The following is a 20,146-nucleotide window of genomic DNA, read 5'->3' as shown; positions in this document are numbered from 1 at the left end:
CTTATGCCACCTCGCAGATATCGAGGATGGTCAGCATGTAGACGCGGATCATGTCGAGGAAGTCGATGATGTCGACGCGCTCGTCCGGCATGGTGTTGTACCGGCCACCCGGACCGCAGACGATGCCTTCCATACCAAGTTCATGATAGAGATGGCCAGCATCGGTGCCGTAGAAACGCGTGGGGGTGATAGCACCGGTTGGCTGCTTTTCGCCGCGCACGGCTTCGTAAGCGGCATTGATCGACTTGACGATGCGGCTATCCGGCGAAACCTCGAAAGGCGGCATCAATGGGCGGCCTTCGATCATGTCCGGAACCAGCTTGGCCTGAAGCCCGGGGAAGCGGCCTTCAAGCAGACGCAGTTCCGCTTCGACGTCTGCCAGCACGCTTTCCTGCGTCTGTCCCGGTGCATAGCGCAACGAACCGCGCAGGCGGACGAAATCGGCCACCTGCGGCGGACGCCACTCGGCGAAATCCCTGCCGAGCGCGCCATGAACGACGCCGACATGGCCGCGGTTGATCGAGCGATGCGCATCGCTCTTGGCGCCGCTGAAGGTCATCGCGTTGATGCGCGGAATGATATCGCAGGCCGCTGCAATCGCATCGACGGATTCCTCGCGCTTCGAAAGATGACGCGTGTCGCCGGTCAGTTCGATCACATAGCTGAGTGCTGCCGCATGCATGGTCACGGCAACGAGATCGCTCGGCTCGCTGTTGATGAAATAGTCGGCTTTCACGCCGCTCCTGATGGCCGCCAGCGTGCCGACGCCGCCCTGCAATTCGCCGACGACGAAGGTCAGGACCACATCGCCCTTCAGCTTGACGCCCGCATCGAGCAGTGTCTTCACCGCGCAGAAATAGGCGGCGTCACCGGCCTTCATGTTGGACACGCCGATGCCGTAGATGAACTTGTCGTCGACCAGGCCGGCATAAGGATCGACCGTCCAGCCTTCGGTCACCGGGTTGGTGTCGAGATGGCCGTTGAACAGCAGGCTCTTGCCCCCGCCCTCACCCTTCAGGTGACCGATCGTGTTGAAGCGGCGGCCTTCGTCAAACGCCTGAAGCTCGGCCTCGACGCCGATCTTTTCGAGTTCCTTGGCCATCCAGCGGGCGAGATCCTTCTCGCCTTCGGTCTCCGAATGGCTCTTGTGCTGGACCATTTTCGACAGGAAATCGAGGCAGGCCTTTTCGTCGATCCGATCCACGAGGGACTTCGGGTCCATTGTCATGCTCCTTGATGCAGTATCACTGGTATTGGTCATTGAAATTGGGCGGCCGCGCGCGGCACCGCTTCGATCAGCCGGCGGGTATAGTCGGCCCGATCAGGGCTATCGATCTCGTCTGCCTTCACCACCTCGATCAGGTCGCCGCGATACATGACGGCGATCCGGTGGGCGATCTGGCGGATAAGGTTGAGATCGTGGGTGATGAAGAGATAGGCCGTGCCGCTCGCCTTCTGCAGTTCGAGCAGCAGCTCTACCACGGAAGCCTGAACTGAAACGTCGAGCGCCGAGGTGATCTCGTCACAGATGACCAGCTTCGGCTTCGAGGCAAAGGCACGGGCAATTGCCACACGCTGTTTCTCGCCACCGGAAAGCTGGTGCGGATAACGGTTGGCATGGGTGCGTGGCAGGCGCACCTGTTCCAGCATGTCGCCGACCTGTTTTTCCAGATCGCTCCCATCACCGAACAGTTTCAGCGGCCGCGAGAGGATTTCAAAAATCTTCTGGCGCGGATTGAGCGAGGCGTCCGGATGCTGGAAGATGATCTGCACATCCTTGCGATAGGCATTGTCCATATCGCCGAGATGCCGAATTTCGCGCCCGTCGAACCAGATTTTTCCCTCGAACCGGTTGAGCCCGGTCATCGCCTTGGCAAGCGTCGACTTGCCCGATCCGCTCTCGCCGACGATGCCGAGAATCTCGCCCGGATTGACGCTGAGGCTGATTGCGTTGTTGCCCGTCACGCGCTCGCTCTTCTTGCCGGTCAGTGCTGCGAGGAAGGACTTGCGGCCGAAATGAACGCTGACATTCTCGACCTTCACCAGCGGCTTGTCGGTGACGGCCACATCGTCTTGAACCAGCCGGTGGGCGGGATCGGGAACGGCTGCAATCAGTTCTCTTGTGTAGTCCTGCTGCGGGTTCGTAAAAATCTCGCGGACCGTGCCCTGCTCGACGATATCACCACGCTTGATGACAGCCACACGGCCGGCCGTGCGGGCAACCAGCGCAAGGTCATGCGAGATATAGAGCGAAGCCACCCCGGTCTCGGCCTGCAGCTCGACAAAGAGATCGAGAATCTGCCGTGAGGTAATCACGTCGAGCGCCGTCGTCGGCTCGTCGAAGATGATACATTCCGGGTTGCAGGCGAAGGCGGACGCGATGACGACGCGCTGCTTTTCACCACCGGATGCTTCATGCGGCATGCGGTGCATCATCTGCGCCGGCGTTTTCAGCCCCACATGGGCCAGCCGCTCCTCGCCTTCCTTCCACGCCTGCTGGCGGGTCAGACCGCGATGGCGGACGAGGACTTCGGCCAATTGGGTGCCAAGCGACAAGGTCGGGTTGAGCGAGGTGCTCGGATCCTGGAACACCATGCTGATGCGCCGGCCACGAATGGCCTCCATCTGCCGCTCGGATTTCTCCAGCAGATTGTCGCTGCCGAGCAGGATTTGCCCGCCCGGTTCGCGCGCATTTTTCGGCAGATAACGCATGATCGACCATGCGAGCGATGTCTTGCCCGAGCCGCTTTCGCCGACGAGGCCGAGGATTTCGCCACGGTTGATGGCGAGATCGATGTTGTTCAGCGCGTGAAACGCGCCGTTGGCGGTCTCGTAATCCAGCGAGTAGTTCTCGATGGAGAGGACCGGCTTGTTCTCGGTATTTGTCATGGGTGTCACCTCAGGTCCGCGGATTGAGGGCATCGCGAAGACCGTCGCCCAGAAGGTTGAAGCCGACGGCAACGATAGCAATCGCCACGCTCGGCCAGATCAGGATGCCGGCAGACATGTGCATGTAGCGGCGCGCTTCCGACACCATCAGGCCCCATTCGGCCGCTGGCGGCTGCGCGCCGAGGCCGAGGAAGGAAAGCGTTGCAAACAGCATCACGGCAAACGAGACACGAATGGTCATCTCGACGATGATCGGCGCAATCACGTTCGGCAGCATTTCGCGGCGGATGATGTAGGAAGAGCTTTCGCCACGCGCGATCGCCGCATTCACATAATCCTGCTTGCGCACCGACAGCGCCACGCTGCGGGTGATCCGGGCCATGCCCGGCGCGAAAGCGATGGCGACGGCGACCAGCGCATTGACGGTGCTGGAACCGAGCAGGTTGACCACGAGAAGGGCGAAAAGCAGGCTCGGGATCGACATCACCGCATCGATGGTGCGCATGATCAGCTCATCGGCGCGGCCGCCGAGGAAGGCGGACGCGGTGCCGATCAGCGCACCGATCAGCGTGCCGGCGATGGTCGCCAAAACCGCCATGACGACGGTGGCGCGCGCACCGATCAGAAGCCGGCTAAAAATGTCGCGGCCATACTGGTCGGTGCCGAGCCAGTACATCAGGCTCGGCCCCTTGTAGCGGGCGAGCGGCGACAGCTTTTCCGGATCGTAAGGCGCGACCATCGGGCCGAACACGACGATCGCGAGGACCAGCACCACGAGAAAAGTGCCGATCGCACCCTGCGGCGTCTTCAGAAGACGTTTCAAGAACTCAGTCATACTGGATCCTCTTGTCGAGCCAGGCATAGAGGATGTCGGCGATGAAATTGACGATGGAGTAGGTGGCGGCCATGATCAGCACACCGGCCTGAATGGCGGGCAGGTCGCGCGCCTGGATGGCGACGATCAGCTGGCGGCCGATGCCGGGAATGGCGAAGATTTCCTCCACCACGATGACGCCGCCGAGCAGATAACCGACGTCAAGCGCGACGATGGTGATGGTCGGCAGAAGCGCATTGCGCAATGCATGGTGACGCAGCACATGGCCACGGGACAGGCCTTTGAGCCTCGCGGCGCGGATGTAATCCGTATGCATCACATCGACGAGTTCGGAACGAACCATGCGGGACACGTGGGCGATCAGGATGATCGAGATGACGCAGACGGGCAGCACCAGATGCGCGATACCGCCGAAGAAATCTTCCGTCAGCGGCACGTAACCGGTCGGCGGCAGCCATTTCATCCAGTCGGCGAAGAGAAGAACGGCGATGGTTGCCGTGACGAATTCGGGCAGCGCCACGCCGGCATAGGAGATCAGGCTCACCACCATGTCGGCAATCTTGCCGCGTCTTATGGCAGCGATGATGCCGAGCGGGATGGCGAGGATAAGCATCAGCCCGATCGAGAAGAATGCCAGAATGAGGGAGCGGCCCAGCGCCTCGAACATGGCGGGGCCAACCGGCTGGCCGGTACGCAGCGAGGTGCCGAGATCCCCCTGCACGACATGCCAGAGCCAGGTCGCATATTGCTGCCAGATCGGCGCATCGAGGCCCATGGTCTGGCGCAACGCATCGAGCGCTTCCGGGGTGGCGTTCTCACCAAGCATCATGACTGCGGCATCCGCAGGCAGGATCTGGGTGATGGCGAAGACGATCAGCGACACGACAAAAAGCGTGTAGACGATCATCACCAGCCGCTTGGCTATATAGGTCGGAGACAGGGGCGTGTTCCTTGGTCAAGAGGGCCGGACGCTCGGCGGTTTGGGTGATGACATGCGGCAAAGTCCCCCTCTGGCCTGCCGGCCATCTCCCCCACGAGGGGGGAGAGGACCTGTGGCAACCGCTTTGCCTCTATTGAGGCTCGGCGGAACGACCGGGTTAAGCCCTCCCCCTTGTGGGGGTCCGTTAGGACGGGCAGAGACAAGTGGCTTTGCCCGGGGCGGTTGGGAGGGCTCTTTTTTTCACATGCCATGACCTTGCCCTGAGCAAGCGTCCGACAGTCAAAAGATCAGCCGCGCTTCGGTGCCTTGTCGGAAAGCGAAGCGTAGTCGAGACGATAGACGGATGCGCGCGGATGGGCTTCGAAACCTTCTACCCAGCTGCGCTTGGCGGCCAGAACGTCGAAGAAGGACGGGATGATCGAGGGAACGTCCTCGTTCATGATTTCCTGTGCCTTGGTGTAAAGCTCGGTGCGCTTGGCTTCGTCGGTCGTGCCGCGGGCTTCGTTGACGAGAGCATCGAACGCCTTGTTGTTCCAGCGCGTCTCGTTCCAGGCAGCATCGGACGTGTAGAGCAGCTTGAAGATACCGTCCGGCGTCGGCTGCATGTTGTAGAAGCCGACATAGAACGAGCCCTTCTTCCATACCTGTTCCAGATAGGTCGCATGCGGCATGGTCTGAACATTGATGGTGATGCCCGCTTCCTTGGCCATTTCGCGCAGCGCGACGGCAAGCTGGGTGCGCACGGCCGGGCGGTCGGAGGCGATCAGGGTCGCTTCGAGACCGTTCGGGAAACCGGCTTCTGCCAGAAGCTTCTTGGCTTCCTCGATATTCGCCTCACGCTGCTTGACCTGTTGGAAGAACTGGTAGGACGGGTTGAGCGGCGTATCGTTGCCGATCGTGCCGAAACCTTCGGTGACGAAACCGACCATGGCTTCGCGGTCGACGGTGAGCGCGATGGCGCGACGGACGCGCGGATCGTTGAAGGGAGCGGTGTCGCAACCGAAATTGATGTTGCAGAATTGGCCCGACGGCGTGCGCAGCGTGTCGATCCCGTCCGTACCGTCGATGCGCAGGAATTCGGTCGGCTGGATTGTCGAGATGATGTCGATATTGCCGGAAATCAGAGCCGAACCTTCAGCGGAAATATCCGGGAAGACCTGCACTTCGACGCGGTCGAGATAAGGACGCGCCGGGTCGTAATATTTCTCGTTGCGCTCGACGACGATCAGGCGGTCCGGCTCGTAGGAGACGAGCTTGAACGGGCCGGTGCCGACAGCCTTCGTCGACAGGCTCTTCAGGTCGCCGGTGGCGATGGAAGCCGGGATGATGCGGGCATTCGGATAGGCGAGTGCGGCCGGAAGGTCGGCAAAGGAGCCGGAGAGCTTGATCAGAACGGTGGCGTCGTCGACAGCGGAGATATCGGAAATCGGGCCGATATTGTTGCGGCCGGGCGAAGCAGTCGCCGGATCGAGGATCGTCTTCAACGTGGCGACGACGTCCTTGGCGGTGAAGGCAGACCCATCATGGAAGGTGACGCCGGTGCGCAGCTTGAAGGTCCATTCGGTCAGCGCGTCATTGGCGGTCCAGCTTTCGGCCAGATCCGGCTCGACCGACATGTCGACCCGCAGGCGCGTCAGGTTGGAGTAGAGCAGCTCGGTGACGAGATATTCCGGGTTGACGCGAGTGAGCAACGGATGGATGACACTTGCTGCCTGGTCGACAGAGATTTTCAGCGTACCGCCACGGGCAGGCGTTGCGGCCTGGGCAAAACTCATCGACGGTGCGGCCAGTATGGCGGCGGTTCCGGCGAGGAAAAAGCGACGTTTCATTTCCAGCATTTCATGTTCCCTTTGATTGGCCTTTGACTGGCATGTCAGCTGCGGTTTTCCGGTATGGCGTCCGCGGCGAAATCCGCCGCGAGATAGGCGAGAATGCTTTTGGCAAGCGCGATGATATCCTGCCGCGTCGTGTGTTCTTCCGGGCTGTGGATGCAGCTTTCCGGTCGCCCGAGGCCGCCGAGCAGCACTTCAGGGCCGAACCCGGCTCTCTGCACGTAACCGAAATCGGAGCAGGAAGCCGCGCCCCATTTGGCAAAATCCTCCGGCTTGTAGCCGAAACCTTCCGACAACGCCTTCTGCCAGCGCGGCCAGTGCGGCCCATCCGGATCGTCGGTCGGGATCAGGTGCCCGACGAGATCGACGGAAAGCTTGAGATCGGTTCCGACAAGGCAGTCACGGATCACAGTCTCGATCTCGGCGCGCGCCTCTTCATAGCTTTCTTCCGGCGCATAACGGCGCGAAACAAGAATTTTGATCTCCGCCGGCACCTGTCCACCCGCCGTGCCGCCATTGATGGCCGCAATCGTCAGCGACGGCCGAAGCGGCCCGGTCGCATGCGGCGGCGGCGCAAGCCTGGATTGCCTTTTCGCGACTTCCGGCTTCAACGCGGCCAGCGCATTCAGCACCGGCAACGCGCCTTCGATGGCATTGACGCCTGCACCGGTACGGTTGCCCTCGCCGGCATGAACCGCATGGCCGGTGATCGTCACCTGCAGGTTGAAAATGCCGAAACAACCGGCCCAGACACGCGGTGCGGCCGAACCGTTGAAGTTGAGGATATGGCCCTTCAGCATGTCCTGCTCGGCGAGATAGCGGATGCCTGGATAAAGCCCGCCTTCCTCATCGGTGCAGAGAAGCAGCATCGGATCATAGGCAAGCGGCACGCCGCATGATTTGGCGGCGCGCAGCGCCAGAAGCGTTGCGGCGATCGTGCCCTTCATGTCGGCAGCGCCCAAACCATAGAGATTGTCGCCCTCGATCGTCAGAGAGAGCGGGTCGCGCGTCCAGCCGGGAGCAACCGGAACCGTATCGACATGATAATAAAGACCACAGACCGGCTTGCCGCTCTCGCGTGTCGCAACCAAGTTCGTACGCTCGCCGGATGCCGGACCACCGGCAACATGCCAGAGGTCGCGCGGTACCGTCACACGCTCAAAATCAAAGCCGAGCGGCGTCAGCAATTCGCTCATCAGATCGGCGAATGGTGCATATCCTTCGCCGGGCGGAAAGGACGTATCGACCGCAACCATGCGTGACAAATCCCGAACCGCGATCTCGACATCGCGCTCAATCGCTGTCATGGCAGACGTAAGAGGGTCATGATGAAGATCGGGCTGCGGCACGGTCATTGTGGTATCCTCGGCCTCCGGCGCTCGCCTCCTCAGCTTGCGCTTTAATATAAACTATATAGTAATACTGCGTAGATCGGGATAGCGAGTCAACTCCAAAGAAGAGGCAAATAATTGCCGGAATTGCCCAATATATCATCAGATGCCGGAAAGCTCGGCGAGCTTTCTTTACCGCTTTATGAAGTGGTTAAGCGGCAGATCACGGAAGCGATCATGATCGGCAAACTTGAACCTGGGTCGGTTCTGCCTAGCGAAGTGGCATTGTCGCAAACCTACGGGGTCGCCGTCGGCACCATCCGCCGCGCACTCATGGACCTTACCAATGACGGTATCCTCAGCCGCCGCCGCAAGACCGGCACGGTCGTCACCGGCCGCAAGCCGCAGCACAGCCTTCGCCTGTTTTTCCAGTATTTTCGCCTTCACGGTCTCGATGGCTCGCTGAGCAAGTCGGTAACAACGGTGACCTCACTTGATCATGCGACGGCATCCGCAGATGACGCTGGAAAGCTGCAGATCGAAAAAGACGCGCCAATCGTCCGTTTCCATCGTTTCAGAAGCATCGACGACCGACCGATCATGCACGAGACGCTCACCCTCTCACGCGAAAAGGTGCCGAATTTTCCGGAGAGGAAAGAGGATATTCCGTCGCTGTTTTACCTGCATCTTCTGGAACATCACGGCCTTCGCATATCTGCGGTGCGCGAACAGATCGGCGCTGATCTTGCCAACGAGGATGATGCCCGCTGGCTGGATCTGAAACTGCCGGCAGCCGTGCTCACCATCGATGAAATCGCCTATGACCAGATGGCAGTGCCCGTGCTGATTTCGGCGCACCGGGCAACGACTGCCAACCATCGTTATGTCAACGAAGTCCAATGATCTCGACGCCGGACCGATATCTCGGTCCGGCTAATACCACCCTGTTCAATAACCCTCGTCGCAAAGCCTTGCGACCTCATCGATCGTCAGCGCATCGATACCGAGCGCCGGCAGAAGATCATTCTGTCCCGGCAGGTCGTGGCCGGTCGCGGCCGACATCATCGCAATTCCCGCATCATGCAGCATCGTCGGCTTGCCGGCGAGACGGCCAAGCAACGAGGTCGGCACGAGGCCGAAGGGCACGTCCTCGTAGATGTAGCGACTGTCGACCGTCGTCGGGCCAAAGCCGCCGCGACCTTCCGCATGCATCTGCTGGTTCATCTCCGACACGCTGCCCATCGGCACATGGAAGGAAAGCGAGAAATGTTCGCGCACGGTGCGCACCGAAAGGCCGAGCGTCGCGGCAATCGCAAGACGTTCCTCGTCGAGCGTTTCGATGACGCGGCCGACGGTGGGAGTGATGTTGTCGCCCTGCCCCCAGGTCTCGCCCTTTTCCATGCGAGTGAGGTTGAGAAGCGCAATGCCGAGATGGTTCTGCGGGTTGAGATTACTGAGCGAAATCGCCATCACGCCATCGCGTTTGACGAAACGATCGCCGAAAAGCTCCGTGCAAAGCGCGTGCCCCGCATCGATGTCGGATTTCGGCAGCGTCGCGATATCCACCTTCTGGCGAACCGTATTCACCTTCACCGTCGTCATGTCCGGCTGCACCCGGCCGGTCAGAAGCGTCGTGCCCCAGACGCTGATCGGCAGTTTCACACCACGCGCAGCAAGGCCCTTCGAGAGATAAAGCGCGCCAAAAGAGCAATGCGACGAGATGATCACCGGCTGGCCGGATTTGAGGTGCGGGATCGCGGCATCGAACGCGGCCTTGTGGCCGTAACCCGGCAGGGCAACGACGATGACGTCGGCAGAGGTCACCGCCTCTTCGCAATCCTTGGCAATGCGCACCCGGCCGGAGAATTCGAAAGCGCCATTCGCAGTCAGTTCGGCACCATCGGCCAGCGCCTTCGCGCTCTTTCCGGATGGTGACCACAGCATGGGGTCATGGCCTTCCTTTGCAAGATAGGCGGCCATTCCGAATGCGATCGATCCGGCTCCGAGGATACTGACGCGCATGGTTTCTCCTTGATGATTGAGACGATTTTTAAACTTGAGGGTGGGCGCTACATGTATTTGGTCGGCAGCGCCGTTGTAAACTTCATTTCCTCCATGGCGATGGAAGAACTCAGGTCGGAGAATTCCAGCCGGCTGATCAGGTTCTTGTAAACCTGGTCGTAGACATCGATATCCGGCACCACGACACGCAGCAGATAGTCTGCATCGCCGGTCAGCCGATAGGCCTCGAGAATTTCTGGGATTTCCTTGATCTCCTTGCGGAAATCGTCGAGCCAGGTCGTGGTGTGGCGCGGCACCTTCACCGAGATGAAGATCGTCATCGGCACATTTGCCATGCGCCGGTCGATCAGTGCCACCTTGGAGCGGATCAGTCCGATATCCTCCATCCGCTTGATCCGGCGCCAGCAGGGCGTATGCGACAGGCCCACCTCTTCAGCGATCTCGACAACCGATTTTTCGGCATTCTGTTGAAGGATTTCGATGATCTTCCGGTCGATTTGGTCAAACATGACAGCTCCGGGATAAAATTGCGCTTTGACAAGTTTCGGTGGGAATTTTTTCCACTCATCGCCGCAGCAATAGGGGATGAGTGTTCGCACAAGAGCGTATCGAGCGATATTTTGCGCGCACCCCACCCTCCCGGCGGACGGACATCCGCCCAAAATCCATGCAGCGATGATCAAAATTTAAACGATCCAACAATTCTGTCAAATCATCCTATCAAATTCGTGATTTGCTAGGATGACATTGCAATATCAATCTGATCATTGTCAAAAAAAGCAATCCGTCTCCATGCCTGTTTGTCTACCCTCTTTCCAAACACAACAACCTGATGGGTGGAAAGATGAAAAGGATTGGTCTGATCGGCGGCATGAGCTGGGAAAGCACTGCGGTCTATTACCGTCGCGTCAACGAGCAGGTGCGCGAGCGGCTCGGAGGGTTAAATTCTGCGGACGTGGTAATGCGTTCTGTCAATTTTCAGGATATCGTAACCCTTCAAAAACTGGGGGCCTGGGAACAGGCGGCAGGCGAATTGAGCAAGGTGGCGAGAGATCTGGAACAGGCTGGCGCGGACATGATCCTGATCTGCACCAACACGATGCATCTTCTGGCGGACGACGTGCAGAACTCCGTCGACGTGCCGCTGCTGCATATTGCCGACGTGACCGGCGAGGCCGTGACGGCCGCCGGCTGCAAGCGGCCGCTGCTTCTCGCCACGCGCTACACGATGGAGCAGGATTTCTACCGTCGCCGGGTGGAAGACAAGTTCGGCCTGGACGTTCTGATCCCCGATGCGGAAGACCGGCAGGACGTCCACGACATCATTTTCGGCGAATTGTGCTGCGGCGTCGTCAAGAGCGCCTCGCATCAGCGCTATCTCGATATCGTCGCCAAGGGCAAGGCGGCCGGTGCCGACAGCGTCATCCTGGGCTGTACGGAGATCGGCCTTCTGGTGAGCGCCGAGGATTTCGACATTCCGACATTCGATTCGACCCTGCTGCATGCCGATGCCGCGGTCGACATATCTCTTGCGGCGGCCCGAGCGGCCAAGGCGGAAACAGGGCTGGCAGCGCCGATACACTAGCTGGGGGTGTGAAGTCTGCAATGCCTAGGGGAACCCGGACAGGAAAGTAAGGAGACTGACATGCGAGACTTCACACAAACACGCCGTTCGACGCTCAAGATGCTGGCCGCTGGGACCGGCATCCTTGCTGCACCGTCGATCATCCGCCCTGCCATGGCGCAGAGCAAGGTGGTCAACATCACCACCTATGACAAATTCGTTCCCCAATCCTTCATCGACCAGTTCCAGAAAGATACCGGCATCGAAGTCCGCATCCGCCTGACCGACGACCAAGGCAAGCAATACAATCTGCTGGCTGCTGAAGGCAACGCACCGTCCACCGATATCGTCACCGTCACCGGCCATCGCCTGTCGCAGTTCATCACCTCCAACCTCCTGTCCCCGCTCGACACCGGCCGGATCGGAAACTGGAACAAGCTCGCGCCTGCCTATGCCGGCGCGCCGCAGCTGACCATCGACGGCAAGACCTATGGCGTGCCGCTTCTCGCCGGGTTCGAAGGTCTTGTGCGCAACACCGATTACACCAAGGCTTCCGACAGCTGGGACATCATGTTCGACGAGCAGTACAAGGAACTGACGTCCTACATCGTCTCCGACTTCCTTTCGATCACCATGAAGTATCAGGGCACCGACGGTGATTACGTCACCTACGAGGGCAAGGAAGCCGAAGCGCTTGCAGCCACCAACAAGGCCCGCGACTACCTGATCAAGAACAAGGGTCAGGTCCGCAAATATTACGATGCCGGTTCCGAAGTGCAGCAGATGTTCGTCAACGAGGACATCTATGTCGCGCAGGCATGGTCCGGCCCGGCCGCCAAGCTGATCATGGACGGCCATCCGATCGAGCTGTCCATCCCGAAGGAAGGCACCTACGGCTTCCTGTACTCGTTCAACGTCGTCAACAACGCGCCGAATGCGGAAGCGGCCTATCAGTTCCTCAACGCCATGCTGGCCTCGCCGGAAATCGGTGCGGCGATGACCCGCCAGTCCGGTTTCGCGTCGGCCTTTGCCGGTGTCGACACGGTCCTGACCGACAAGGAACGCGCTGCCATGACACTGCCGGACGAACAGATGCAGCGCATCCAGTTCTTCAGCTCGAAGAACCGCAAGATGAAGAACGACATGATCGACAAGGCTTCGGCCGAAGTTAAGGCCGGCTGAGCCGCCCATCCGTGACACCGACGGCCGGTCCCACAACAGGGACCGGCCGCTCGGAACTGCAGTCAAAAGCAAAAAGACGAATGGGAACGTAATGATGGTCGACAGTAGTATGAGCGACACCGCGAAAGTGTCTCCAAGGGCCGGCCCCTCCTATGCCGGATGGATCGGCAAGCTGGCGAATTCGCCGATTTACGCCGCAACGATCGGCCTCATCGCCAACAGTCGCATGGCCCGCCTCGCGCTGCTTCTGGTAATCCCGCTGGTCTGGATCATCACGCTCCATATCGGCCCGATCTACCAGATGGCCCGTATCAGCATAATGGACAACTATCCGCCGGCACCGGGCGGCGCGATCTACACGCTCGACAACTACCGACTGTTCTTCCAGGAACCGCTCTATTTCATGCCGTTCCTGCGCAGCATCGTATTTGCCGTCTGCGTCACCGCCACGACGCTGGTCGTTGTCTATCCCGTCGCCTATTACGTTGCCAAAGTGGTCAAGCCGGAAAACCGCACCCGTGCCCTGCTGCTGCTGCTGACGCCCTTCTGGGCCGGTGAGCTGATCCGCACCTTCTCGGTCATCATGTTTCTGGCAAACCGTGGCGCCGTGAACGTCTTCCTGCGCGAGATCGGCTTCATCGATCGCCCGATCATCCTGCTCTACAACTATTTCTCGTTGAGCTTCGGCGTCATCTACCTGATCTCGCTGTTCATGCTCCTGCCGCTCTATTCCGCGATCGAAAAGATCCCCAACTCGCTGGTCGACGCAGCAGCGGATCTCGGCGCGGGACCATGGCAACGTTTCCGCCGGGTTATCCTGCCCTTGTCGAGGGACGGCATCATCTCGGGCTGCAGCCTCGTCTATCTCACCTCGATCGGTGTCTTCGCCGCCCCGCTTCTTCTCGGTGGCCCGAATTCGACGATCTTCCCGGAAATCATCGCCAGCCTTTTCCATGGTTCCAGCGACAAATGGCCGGAAGGTGCCGCCTTCTCCATCCTGATGCTTGCCGTATCGCTGTCGACCGTTGGTCTGTTCATGCGTGTCGTCGGCGGCCGTACCGTCAAGCTGATGTGAGGATCTGACCCATGCGCTCGTATTTTTCCGACTTCCCCAAAACCGCGCTTCAGGCCTCCTACTGGCTGTTCGTCATCTATCTGCTCCTGCCCCTTGCGCTGATGATGGCGATCTCCTTCAAGGACGCCAATTTCGTCGCCTTCCCGATCGATAAGTGGACGCTCAAGTGGTATGCGCAGGTGCTGCAGGACAAGCAGTTCCTCGAAGCCTGCGCCTATTCGATCTTCATCGCCCTGATGACGACGCTGTTTGCGACGATCGTCGGTGTGTGGATTGCGCTGCTGATCACCACCGAGGGCATGATCGCCCGCTCCGTGATCTTCGCACTCGCCTGTCTTCCGGCGGTTGTGCCGGGCCTGATCAATGCCATCTCGATGCGTATCTTCATACGCGTTCTGGACATTCCGACCGGCACCGGGGCGATCATTCTCGGGCATACCGTTCACGCCGTGCCCTTCGTCGTCATCATGGTGCTGACCCGGCTGCGTTCGATGCCGAACAATCTCGTCGATGCGGCCCGTGATCTCGGTGCCGACAGTTTTGTTGCCTTCATGCGCGTCACGCTGCCTTATCTGGCACCGGCGCTCGCCGGCGGCATGGTCTTCTGCGTGCTTACCAGTATCGACGATTTCGTCCGTACCTTCTTCCTGGGCGGTTACCAGACCACCCTTCCCATGCTGATCTTCGCCAAGGTGCAGGGCGGCATGTCACCTGAAATCAACGCCATAGCGACCCTCGTGCTGATCGTAACCGCAGCCGTCGGGCTTTATGCCGAACATCTCACCCGCCGTTCGAGGACTTAGATCCATGCAGCCAGTCGTTCATTTCCGTAACGTCAACAAATCTTACGGCTCCTCGCTCGCAGTCGATAATCTCGATCTCGCCATCGAACCCGGCCAGTTCGTCACCCTGCTCGGCCCTTCCGGCTGCGGCAAGTCGACGACGCTGCGCATGCTCGGCGGCTTCGAGACGCCGACGTCCGGCGAGATCTTTCTCGACGGCCAGGAGATCAGCAAGCTCCCGCCCAACAAGCGCAACGTCAACATCGTCTTCCAGGACTATGCGCTCTTCCCGCATCTCAACGTCCGCCGCAACGTCGCCTTCGGCCTTGAGCTGAAGGGCATGGCGTCGGATGCGATCCACAAGCGCACGATGGAACTCCTGTCGCTGGTCAAGCTCACCGATTTTGCCGAGCGCATGCCTGGTCAGCTTTCCGGCGGCCAGCGCCAGCGTGTCGCGCTGATGCGCGCGCTTGCGCCCAATCCGAACGTCCTGCTGCTCGACGAGCCGCTGTCGGCGCTTGATGCAAAACTGCGCCAGCAGATGCAGATAGAACTGAAATCGATCCAGAAGACCACCGGCAAGACCTTCATCTTCGTCACCCACGACCAGGAAGAAGCGCTCACCATGTCGGATGTCGTCGTCGTCATGAATGCCGGCCGCATCGAGCAGATGGGCGATCCCCACACACTCTACGCCAAGCCGCGCAGCCGTTTCGTCGCCAACTTCATCGGCGAGACGAATTTCATCGAAGGCAAGCTGAAGGCGATCGATGGCGGGCTCGCCGCCATCGAATGGAACGGCAGCGTTGTCCATGCGAACCTCAACGGTCAAAGCCCGGCGGTCGGCAACACGGTTGCAGCAGCGCTGCGCCCGGAAGCCATTTCCGTCCTGTCGCAAAAGCCAGCCAACACGATTGCCGTTTCTGGCCGCATCACGCAGAGCATCTTCAAGGGCGATCATACATCGCTGACCGTCAGCCTGGCGAATGGCCAGTCGGTTGTCGCCCAGCTCGATCCGGTGGCGCTTTCGGCCATAACCGGCGACGATGTCTGGCTGACATGGCGCGAGAACGACGCCGTGGTGCTGGCCGACTGACCATAACAGCCGGCATCCCCGGCATCTTGCCCGGCCGTGTCACGCGGCCGGGACCGTGGAAGATTTGAACCGAACAGGACCTGACCCATGAGTCCCGAACCGATCCGCAGTTTCAACGATCCCAAGCTTTCAGATCTCAACGCCCGCGTTGCGCAGGACCTCGAATATCTGAACTATCCGCCCGCCAACTGGTCGCCTGCTTCGGCCAAGGTTGATGGCAGACCGGTCAGCGATGTGGTCATCATCGGTGGCGGCATGTGCGGTCTCGTCGGCTGGTTCGCGCTTTCGCGCGTCGGCATCCGCAATGTCAGGATCATCGACAAGGCCCCCAAAGGCCGCGAAGGCCCGTGGAAAACCTTTGCCCGCATGGAAACCTTGCGTTCGCCGAAAACCCTGCTCGGCCCGGCGGCCGGCATGGCGTCGCTCACCTTTCGCGCCTGGTACACCGCGCTTTTCGGCATCGCCAAGTGGGACGAACTGTATCGGATCCCGCGCCCGATGTGGATGGATTACCTTGACTGGTACCGTGATGTGCTCTCCATCCCGGTCGAAAACGGCGTCCACGTCACCCGCATTATCCCGCGCGAGGACGGTTTGCTCGAACTCGAAATCGCCAATGGCGCGGAAGAGCCGATCCTCACCCGCAAGCTCGTCATGGCAACCGGTCGCGATGGCCTGGGTGCCGCGGAAATCCCCGGTTTCGTCGAAGGCATGCAGCGCGGCAAGAGCTGGGCGCATTCCGCCGATGAAGTCGATTTTACCGCTCTCAAAGGCAAGCGCGTCGTTGTCATCGGCGTCGGTGCTTCCGCCGTCGACAATGCGGCGGAAGCGCTGGAAGCCGGTGCCGGTGAAGTCCGTCTTCTCGCCCGCCGCAAGAAGATGCCGACGATCAACAAGCTGATGGGCATCGGCTCCTACGGCGTCACCGCCGGGTTCCCGAAGATCGATCCGAAATGGCGCTGGCGCCTGATGGATTATTCCACGAGGCAGCAGACCCCTGCCCCGCACGGTTCGACCCTGCGCGTCAGCCGCCACGCCAATGCCTTCTTCCACTTCGATTGCGGCATAGCCTCGATGAAGGAGGAAGGTGATGAAGTGGTTATCACCACTACCAACGGCCGCATCTTCCGCACCGATTTCGTCATCCTCGGCACCGGCTTTACCGTCGATCCTCTGGCCCGCAGTGAGCTTGAACCCTACAAGGCCGAGATCGCTTGCTGGGAAGACCGCATCACGCCGCCCGCCAACGAAGAGAACCCGAGCCTTGGCCGTTTCCCCTGGCTGGAGGACGATTTTTCCTTCACCGAAAAGACTCCGGGCAAGGCGCCCTGGCTCAAAAACATCCACTGCTTCAACTACGGCGCGACGATGAGCCTCGGCAAGGTCAGCGGCGATATCCCGGCGATCAGCGAAGGCGCACAATGGCTTGCCCGCGGGGTTTCCGCCGGCCTGTTCATTGAGGATATCGACTACCACTGGGAAGCCCTGCTGGCTTACGAAAAGCCGGAACTCGACGGTTCCGAATGGGTCGATGCCGACGCCGATCTCCCCGAACAGAAGACAGCTTGAGGATTTTCATGCGCAAGACAGTCTATTATTATCACGCCCTCAGTTCGCCGTGGGCCTATCTCGGCTGGCCGCAGTTCAAAGCGCTGATCGAAAAGCACGATCTCGACGTCGTCGTGCGCCCGACCCGCATCGTCACGGAAAATGGCGGTGTGCCTTTGCGCTCCCGTCCGCAGCCGCGGCAGGATTATCACGCGGTCGAACTCGATCGCTGGCGCAAGCGTCTCAACATGCCGCTGGTGCTCAAGCCCAAATATTACCCGACCAATAACGAATTTTCCGCGCGCATGGTAATCGCCGCCGACAGGCTCGGCCTGCCGTCGCTGGAACTCAGCCACGCCCTTCTTCACGCTCTCTGGAGCGAAGAGCTGGACGTGACGCAGCCGGATGTCCGCATCGACGTCGCCAACCGCCTCGGCCTCGACGGCGCCAAGCTGCAGGCGATGGAAAATCAGCCTGAAATCATGCAGGCCTGGCTCGACAGCCACGAAGAAGCCGGCAAGCGCGGTGTCTTCGGCACCCCGACCTGGATCTACAAGGACGTGCTCTATTGGGGGCAGGACCGCCTGGACTTTCTCGACGAAGCCCTGTCGCAAGATTGAGGAATAAAATCATATGACCACCGAAACGACTGTCGATGTGATCGACAAGGTACTGGGCCTTGACCCCTCCTCGCCGCTGCTTGCCCTGCGTGAACAACGCGCCAAGCTGAAACACCTCACCCAGACAAGCTATGTCGCGGCACTCCACCCGACCGACCCCCGCAATTTCTCCTATGTGGAACGCGCCACCCTTGCCGCCCGCATGGCCGCACTCTGGACCTCGCAGGAACTTCTGGCCCATTACCGCGATCTCGCCACGACGGAAGGCGCAAGCGGCGATGTTCTTTCGATTGCCGATCCCGCATGGAAGCCGGAGGACGATGCAAGCCGCCTCGCCGTCATCCTGCGCCATGTCGATCTGGTGACGAAGAACCCGAAAGCGGCAACCCGCGAGAATATCGAAAAGCTCTATGCCGCAGGCCTCGACGATCGCGATATCGTCACGCTCGCCGGCATCATCGCTTTCGTCAATTACCAGGTGCTGGTCGTCGCCGGCCTGAAGATGCTGAGGGACAACTGACATGTCTGACCCGGTCCACGAATTCACCCTCGATGCACTCGAATGGCAGCCTTACGTCAAGCCGGTTGATCTGCAGACGGCGACGCCCGAACAGCTCGATGCGCTGAAGGTGACGCCGTCCAACACAAAAGTTTCTGCCTATGTGCTGGTTCTGGCACAGGAAACCGAGATGCTGGCCGAGCGCTCGCCGCTGTTCAACGACATCATGTATAGCGATGGCGGCCTGTCGCGCGGCGGCCGCGAACTGGGCGCGCTTGCCGCCTCCTTCGTCAACCACTGCATCTATTGCGCCCAGGTCCACGCCAACCGTTTCATCCAGCTGGAAAAAAGGCCGGAAGTGGTGGAGGAAATCTACCAGAACGGCCTCGAAGCCGATCTTGGCGAACACGATCAGGCGCTGTTCAATTTTGGCGTCGATCTGACCGCCCATCCGGATAATGTCGGGGTCTACCAGTTCTACCACTTGCGCGAGACGGGCCTGAGTGATCTTGAAATCCTCGACCTCATTCATTCCGTGGCGATCTTCGGCTGGGCCAACCGGCTGATGCACACGCTCGGCGAACCGCACCGGAAAGACTAAGTGGCAACCGCAACGACGGCAGACAGCGCCCCCTCCTTCGATGTCACCCATCGCGAAGTGCTGCGCATCGCGATCCCGATGATGATCGCCCATTTCTCGACCCCGCTCGTCAGCCTCGTGGCGACGGGCGTTATCGGGCAGTTGGGGCAGGAGGCGCTGATCGGCGGCGTGGCGCTCGCCGCCGTCATTTTCGACGTGCTGTTCGTCACCTTCAATTTTCTACGCGGGGCGACGACCGGTTTCACCGCCCAGGCTTTTGGCGCAGGTGATCGCCGTTTCGAACAGCGCATGCTGCTCGGTGGCCTGACCATTTCCATGGTCGCCGGCCTCGTCATCCTCATTCTGCATGTGCCGATCGGCAATCTTGGCCTCACCGTGCTCGGCGCCGATGGCGCGGTGGCGGAAGCGGCAAAGATCTATTTCTCCTGGCGCGTCTGGTCTGCCCCCTTCGTGCTGTTCAATTTCGTCGCCTTCGGCTGGATCATCGGTCGCGGCGATGCGCTGACCGCCATGCTGCTGCAGGGCCTGTTGAACGGCCTCAATCTGGGCCTCAGCATCTGGTGGGTCCTCGGTCTCGATGGCGGCGTTGCGGGCCTCGCAATCGCCAGCCTCGTCTCCGAAATCGTCACAGCACTTGCGGGCGCTGCCATCATCCTCTGTCGCACCGACAAGTCGAGCTGGAATTTACCGGACATGAAAAGCCTGCGACGGCTGTTTTCCGTCAATGGCGACATGATGATCCGCTCGTTTGCATTGCTGATCGGGCTGTCCTTCTTCACCCGCCAGAGCGGTGAACTCGGCATCGATATCCTCGCCGCCAACACGATCCTGCTGCGCTTCTATTTCTTCGGCGTCGCGTTCCTCGACGGCATCGCCACCGCCGCCGAACAGCTCGCCGGCCGTGCCGTCGGAGCCAGAAACCGTGCCGCCTTCGACCGGATGATCAAGCTCACCACGCTCTGGGCGCTGGTCTGCGGCGCGCTCGTTGCGCTGTCCTTCCTCGCTGGCGGCTGGTGGGTCATAGATCTGGCATCCCCCAATGCGACGGTAGAACAACTGGCCGAAAGCTTCCTGCCCTATGCCGCGATCATGCCCTTGGTCGGCGCCATCGCCTTCCAGATGGACGGCGTATATATCGGCGCCACATGGTCGCGAGAGATGCGCAATCTCATGCTCTTGTCGCTCGCCACCTATTTTGCCGCCTGGGCCGTGCTGCAGCCGCTCTTCGGCAATCACGGCCTGTGGATCGCGCTGCTTCTCTTCCAGAGCGCCCGCAGCATCGCCTTCCGCCTGATGCTGCCGAAACTGACGGCAAGAACGCTCGGATAGG

Annotated in this window: 19 protein-coding genes; 11 read left to right on the top strand and 8 right to left on the bottom strand. The window is 60.3% G+C overall.

From position 1 onward, the window contains the following. Nucleotide 1: 1 nt before the first annotated feature. The 6 genes from GGE33_RS19240 to GGE33_RS19215 form a co-directional block, all read right to left on the bottom strand. The gene (locus GGE33_RS19240; RefSeq protein WP_183826684.1) at nt 2-1,222 is read right to left on the bottom strand and encodes a M20 family metallopeptidase; all 1,221 of its coding nucleotides are present in this window, start codon (nt 1,220-1,222) and stop codon (nt 2-4) included. A 35-nt stretch (nt 1,223-1,257) separates the two neighbouring features. Further along, nucleotides 1,258-2,889 (bottom strand): dipeptide ABC transporter ATP-binding protein, encoded by a 1,632-nt coding sequence (locus tag GGE33_RS19235; RefSeq protein ID WP_183826680.1) that lies wholly within the window; start codon nt 2,887-2,889, stop codon nt 1,258-1,260. A gap of 10 nt (nt 2,890-2,899) precedes the next feature. After that, nucleotides 2,900-3,724 (bottom strand): ABC transporter permease, encoded by an 825-nt coding sequence (locus GGE33_RS19230; RefSeq protein ID WP_183826677.1) that lies wholly within the window; start codon nt 3,722-3,724, stop codon nt 2,900-2,902. Then, nucleotides 3,717-4,664, bottom strand: a complete 948-nt coding sequence (locus GGE33_RS19225) for an ABC transporter permease (protein ID WP_183826805.1) — start codon at nt 4,662-4,664, stop codon at nt 3,717-3,719. The genes GGE33_RS19230 and GGE33_RS19225 overlap by 8 nt, the downstream gene beginning before the upstream one ends. A gap of 287 nt (nt 4,665-4,951) precedes the next feature. Next, nucleotides 4,952-6,502: an ABC transporter substrate-binding protein gene (locus GGE33_RS19220; protein WP_183826674.1), complete on the bottom strand. Its 1,551-nt coding sequence runs from the start codon at nt 6,500-6,502 to the stop codon at nt 4,952-4,954. 35 nt (nt 6,503-6,537) lie between these two features. Further along, the gene (locus GGE33_RS19215; RefSeq protein WP_183826671.1) at nt 6,538-7,851 is read right to left on the bottom strand and encodes a M20 family metallopeptidase; all 1,314 of its coding nucleotides are present in this window, start codon (nt 7,849-7,851) and stop codon (nt 6,538-6,540) included. A gap of 114 nt (nt 7,852-7,965) precedes the next feature. Between GGE33_RS19215 and GGE33_RS19210 the strand changes: the two genes are divergently transcribed. Beyond that, a complete protein-coding gene (locus GGE33_RS19210; RefSeq protein ID WP_148146675.1) occupies nt 7,966-8,730 on the top strand; it encodes a GntR family transcriptional regulator in 765 nt (254 codons plus the stop codon). 45 nt (nt 8,731-8,775) lie between these two features. Here the strand turns inward: GGE33_RS19210 and GGE33_RS19205 are convergent, their stop codons facing one another. Both GGE33_RS19205 and GGE33_RS19200 read right to left on the bottom strand, forming a co-directional pair. Beyond that, the gene (locus GGE33_RS19205; protein WP_183826668.1) at nt 8,776-9,849 is read right to left on the bottom strand and encodes an NAD/NADP-dependent octopine/nopaline dehydrogenase family protein; all 1,074 of its coding nucleotides are present in this window, start codon (nt 9,847-9,849) and stop codon (nt 8,776-8,778) included. 47 nt (nt 9,850-9,896) lie between these two features. Beyond that, nucleotides 9,897-10,358, bottom strand: coding sequence for an Lrp/AsnC family transcriptional regulator (locus GGE33_RS19200; protein WP_148146678.1), 462 nt, complete (start codon nt 10,356-10,358; stop codon nt 9,897-9,899). A gap of 335 nt (nt 10,359-10,693) precedes the next feature. Here GGE33_RS19200 and GGE33_RS19195 point away from each other — a divergent pair, with 335 nt between their 5' ends. From GGE33_RS19195 to GGE33_RS19150, 10 genes are all read left to right on the top strand, one after another. Then, nucleotides 10,694-11,434, top strand: coding sequence for an aspartate/glutamate racemase family protein (locus GGE33_RS19195; RefSeq protein ID WP_183826665.1), 741 nt, complete (start codon nt 10,694-10,696; stop codon nt 11,432-11,434). 60 nt (nt 11,435-11,494) lie between these two features. Then, a complete protein-coding gene (locus GGE33_RS19190; protein WP_183685528.1) occupies nt 11,495-12,595 on the top strand; it encodes an extracellular solute-binding protein in 1,101 nt (366 codons plus the stop codon). Between the two features lie 109 nt (nt 12,596-12,704). Further along, the gene (locus tag GGE33_RS19185) at nt 12,705-13,670 is read left to right on the top strand and encodes an ABC transporter permease (protein WP_246436253.1); all 966 of its coding nucleotides are present in this window, start codon (nt 12,705-12,707) and stop codon (nt 13,668-13,670) included. Nucleotides 13,671-13,681: 11 nt separating this feature from the next. Beyond that, nucleotides 13,682-14,473 carry an ABC transporter permease gene (locus GGE33_RS19180; protein ID WP_148146684.1) on the top strand — a complete coding sequence of 264 codons (792 nt, stop codon included), beginning with the start codon at nt 13,682-13,684 and terminating at the stop codon, nt 14,471-14,473. Nucleotides 14,474-14,477: 4 nt separating this feature from the next. Further along, on the top strand, nt 14,478-15,548 hold the full coding sequence (locus GGE33_RS19175; protein ID WP_148146686.1) for an ABC transporter ATP-binding protein: 1,071 nt from the start codon (nt 14,478-14,480) through the stop codon (nt 15,546-15,548). An 87-nt stretch (nt 15,549-15,635) separates the two neighbouring features. Beyond that, nucleotides 15,636-17,117 (top strand): flavin-containing monooxygenase, encoded by a 1,482-nt coding sequence (locus tag GGE33_RS19170; protein ID WP_183826662.1) that lies wholly within the window; start codon nt 15,636-15,638, stop codon nt 17,115-17,117. Nucleotides 17,118-17,125: 8 nt separating this feature from the next. Continuing rightward, a complete protein-coding gene (locus tag GGE33_RS19165) occupies nt 17,126-17,716 on the top strand; it encodes a 2-hydroxychromene-2-carboxylate isomerase (RefSeq protein ID WP_183826659.1) in 591 nt (196 codons plus the stop codon). Nucleotides 17,717-17,729: 13 nt separating this feature from the next. Beyond that, the gene (locus GGE33_RS19160) at nt 17,730-18,236 is read left to right on the top strand and encodes a CMD domain protein (protein ID WP_183826656.1); all 507 of its coding nucleotides are present in this window, start codon (nt 17,730-17,732) and stop codon (nt 18,234-18,236) included. Nucleotide 18,237: 1 nt separating this feature from the next. Further along, nucleotides 18,238-18,816 carry a peroxidase-related enzyme gene (locus GGE33_RS19155; RefSeq protein WP_183826653.1) on the top strand — a complete coding sequence of 193 codons (579 nt, stop codon included), beginning with the start codon at nt 18,238-18,240 and terminating at the stop codon, nt 18,814-18,816. Continuing rightward, on the top strand, nt 18,817-20,145 hold the full coding sequence (locus GGE33_RS19150; protein WP_343062537.1) for an MATE family efflux transporter: 1,329 nt from the start codon (nt 18,817-18,819) through the stop codon (nt 20,143-20,145). Nucleotide 20,146 lies beyond the last annotated feature (1 nt).

The organism is Aliirhizobium cellulosilyticum (genome assembly GCF_014198105.1).
GTDB lineage: Bacteria > Pseudomonadota > Alphaproteobacteria > Rhizobiales > Rhizobiaceae > Neorhizobium > Neorhizobium cellulosilyticum.
Note: the sequence above shows the minus strand (reverse complement) of the source record. Positions and strands in the feature narration are given on the sequence as shown.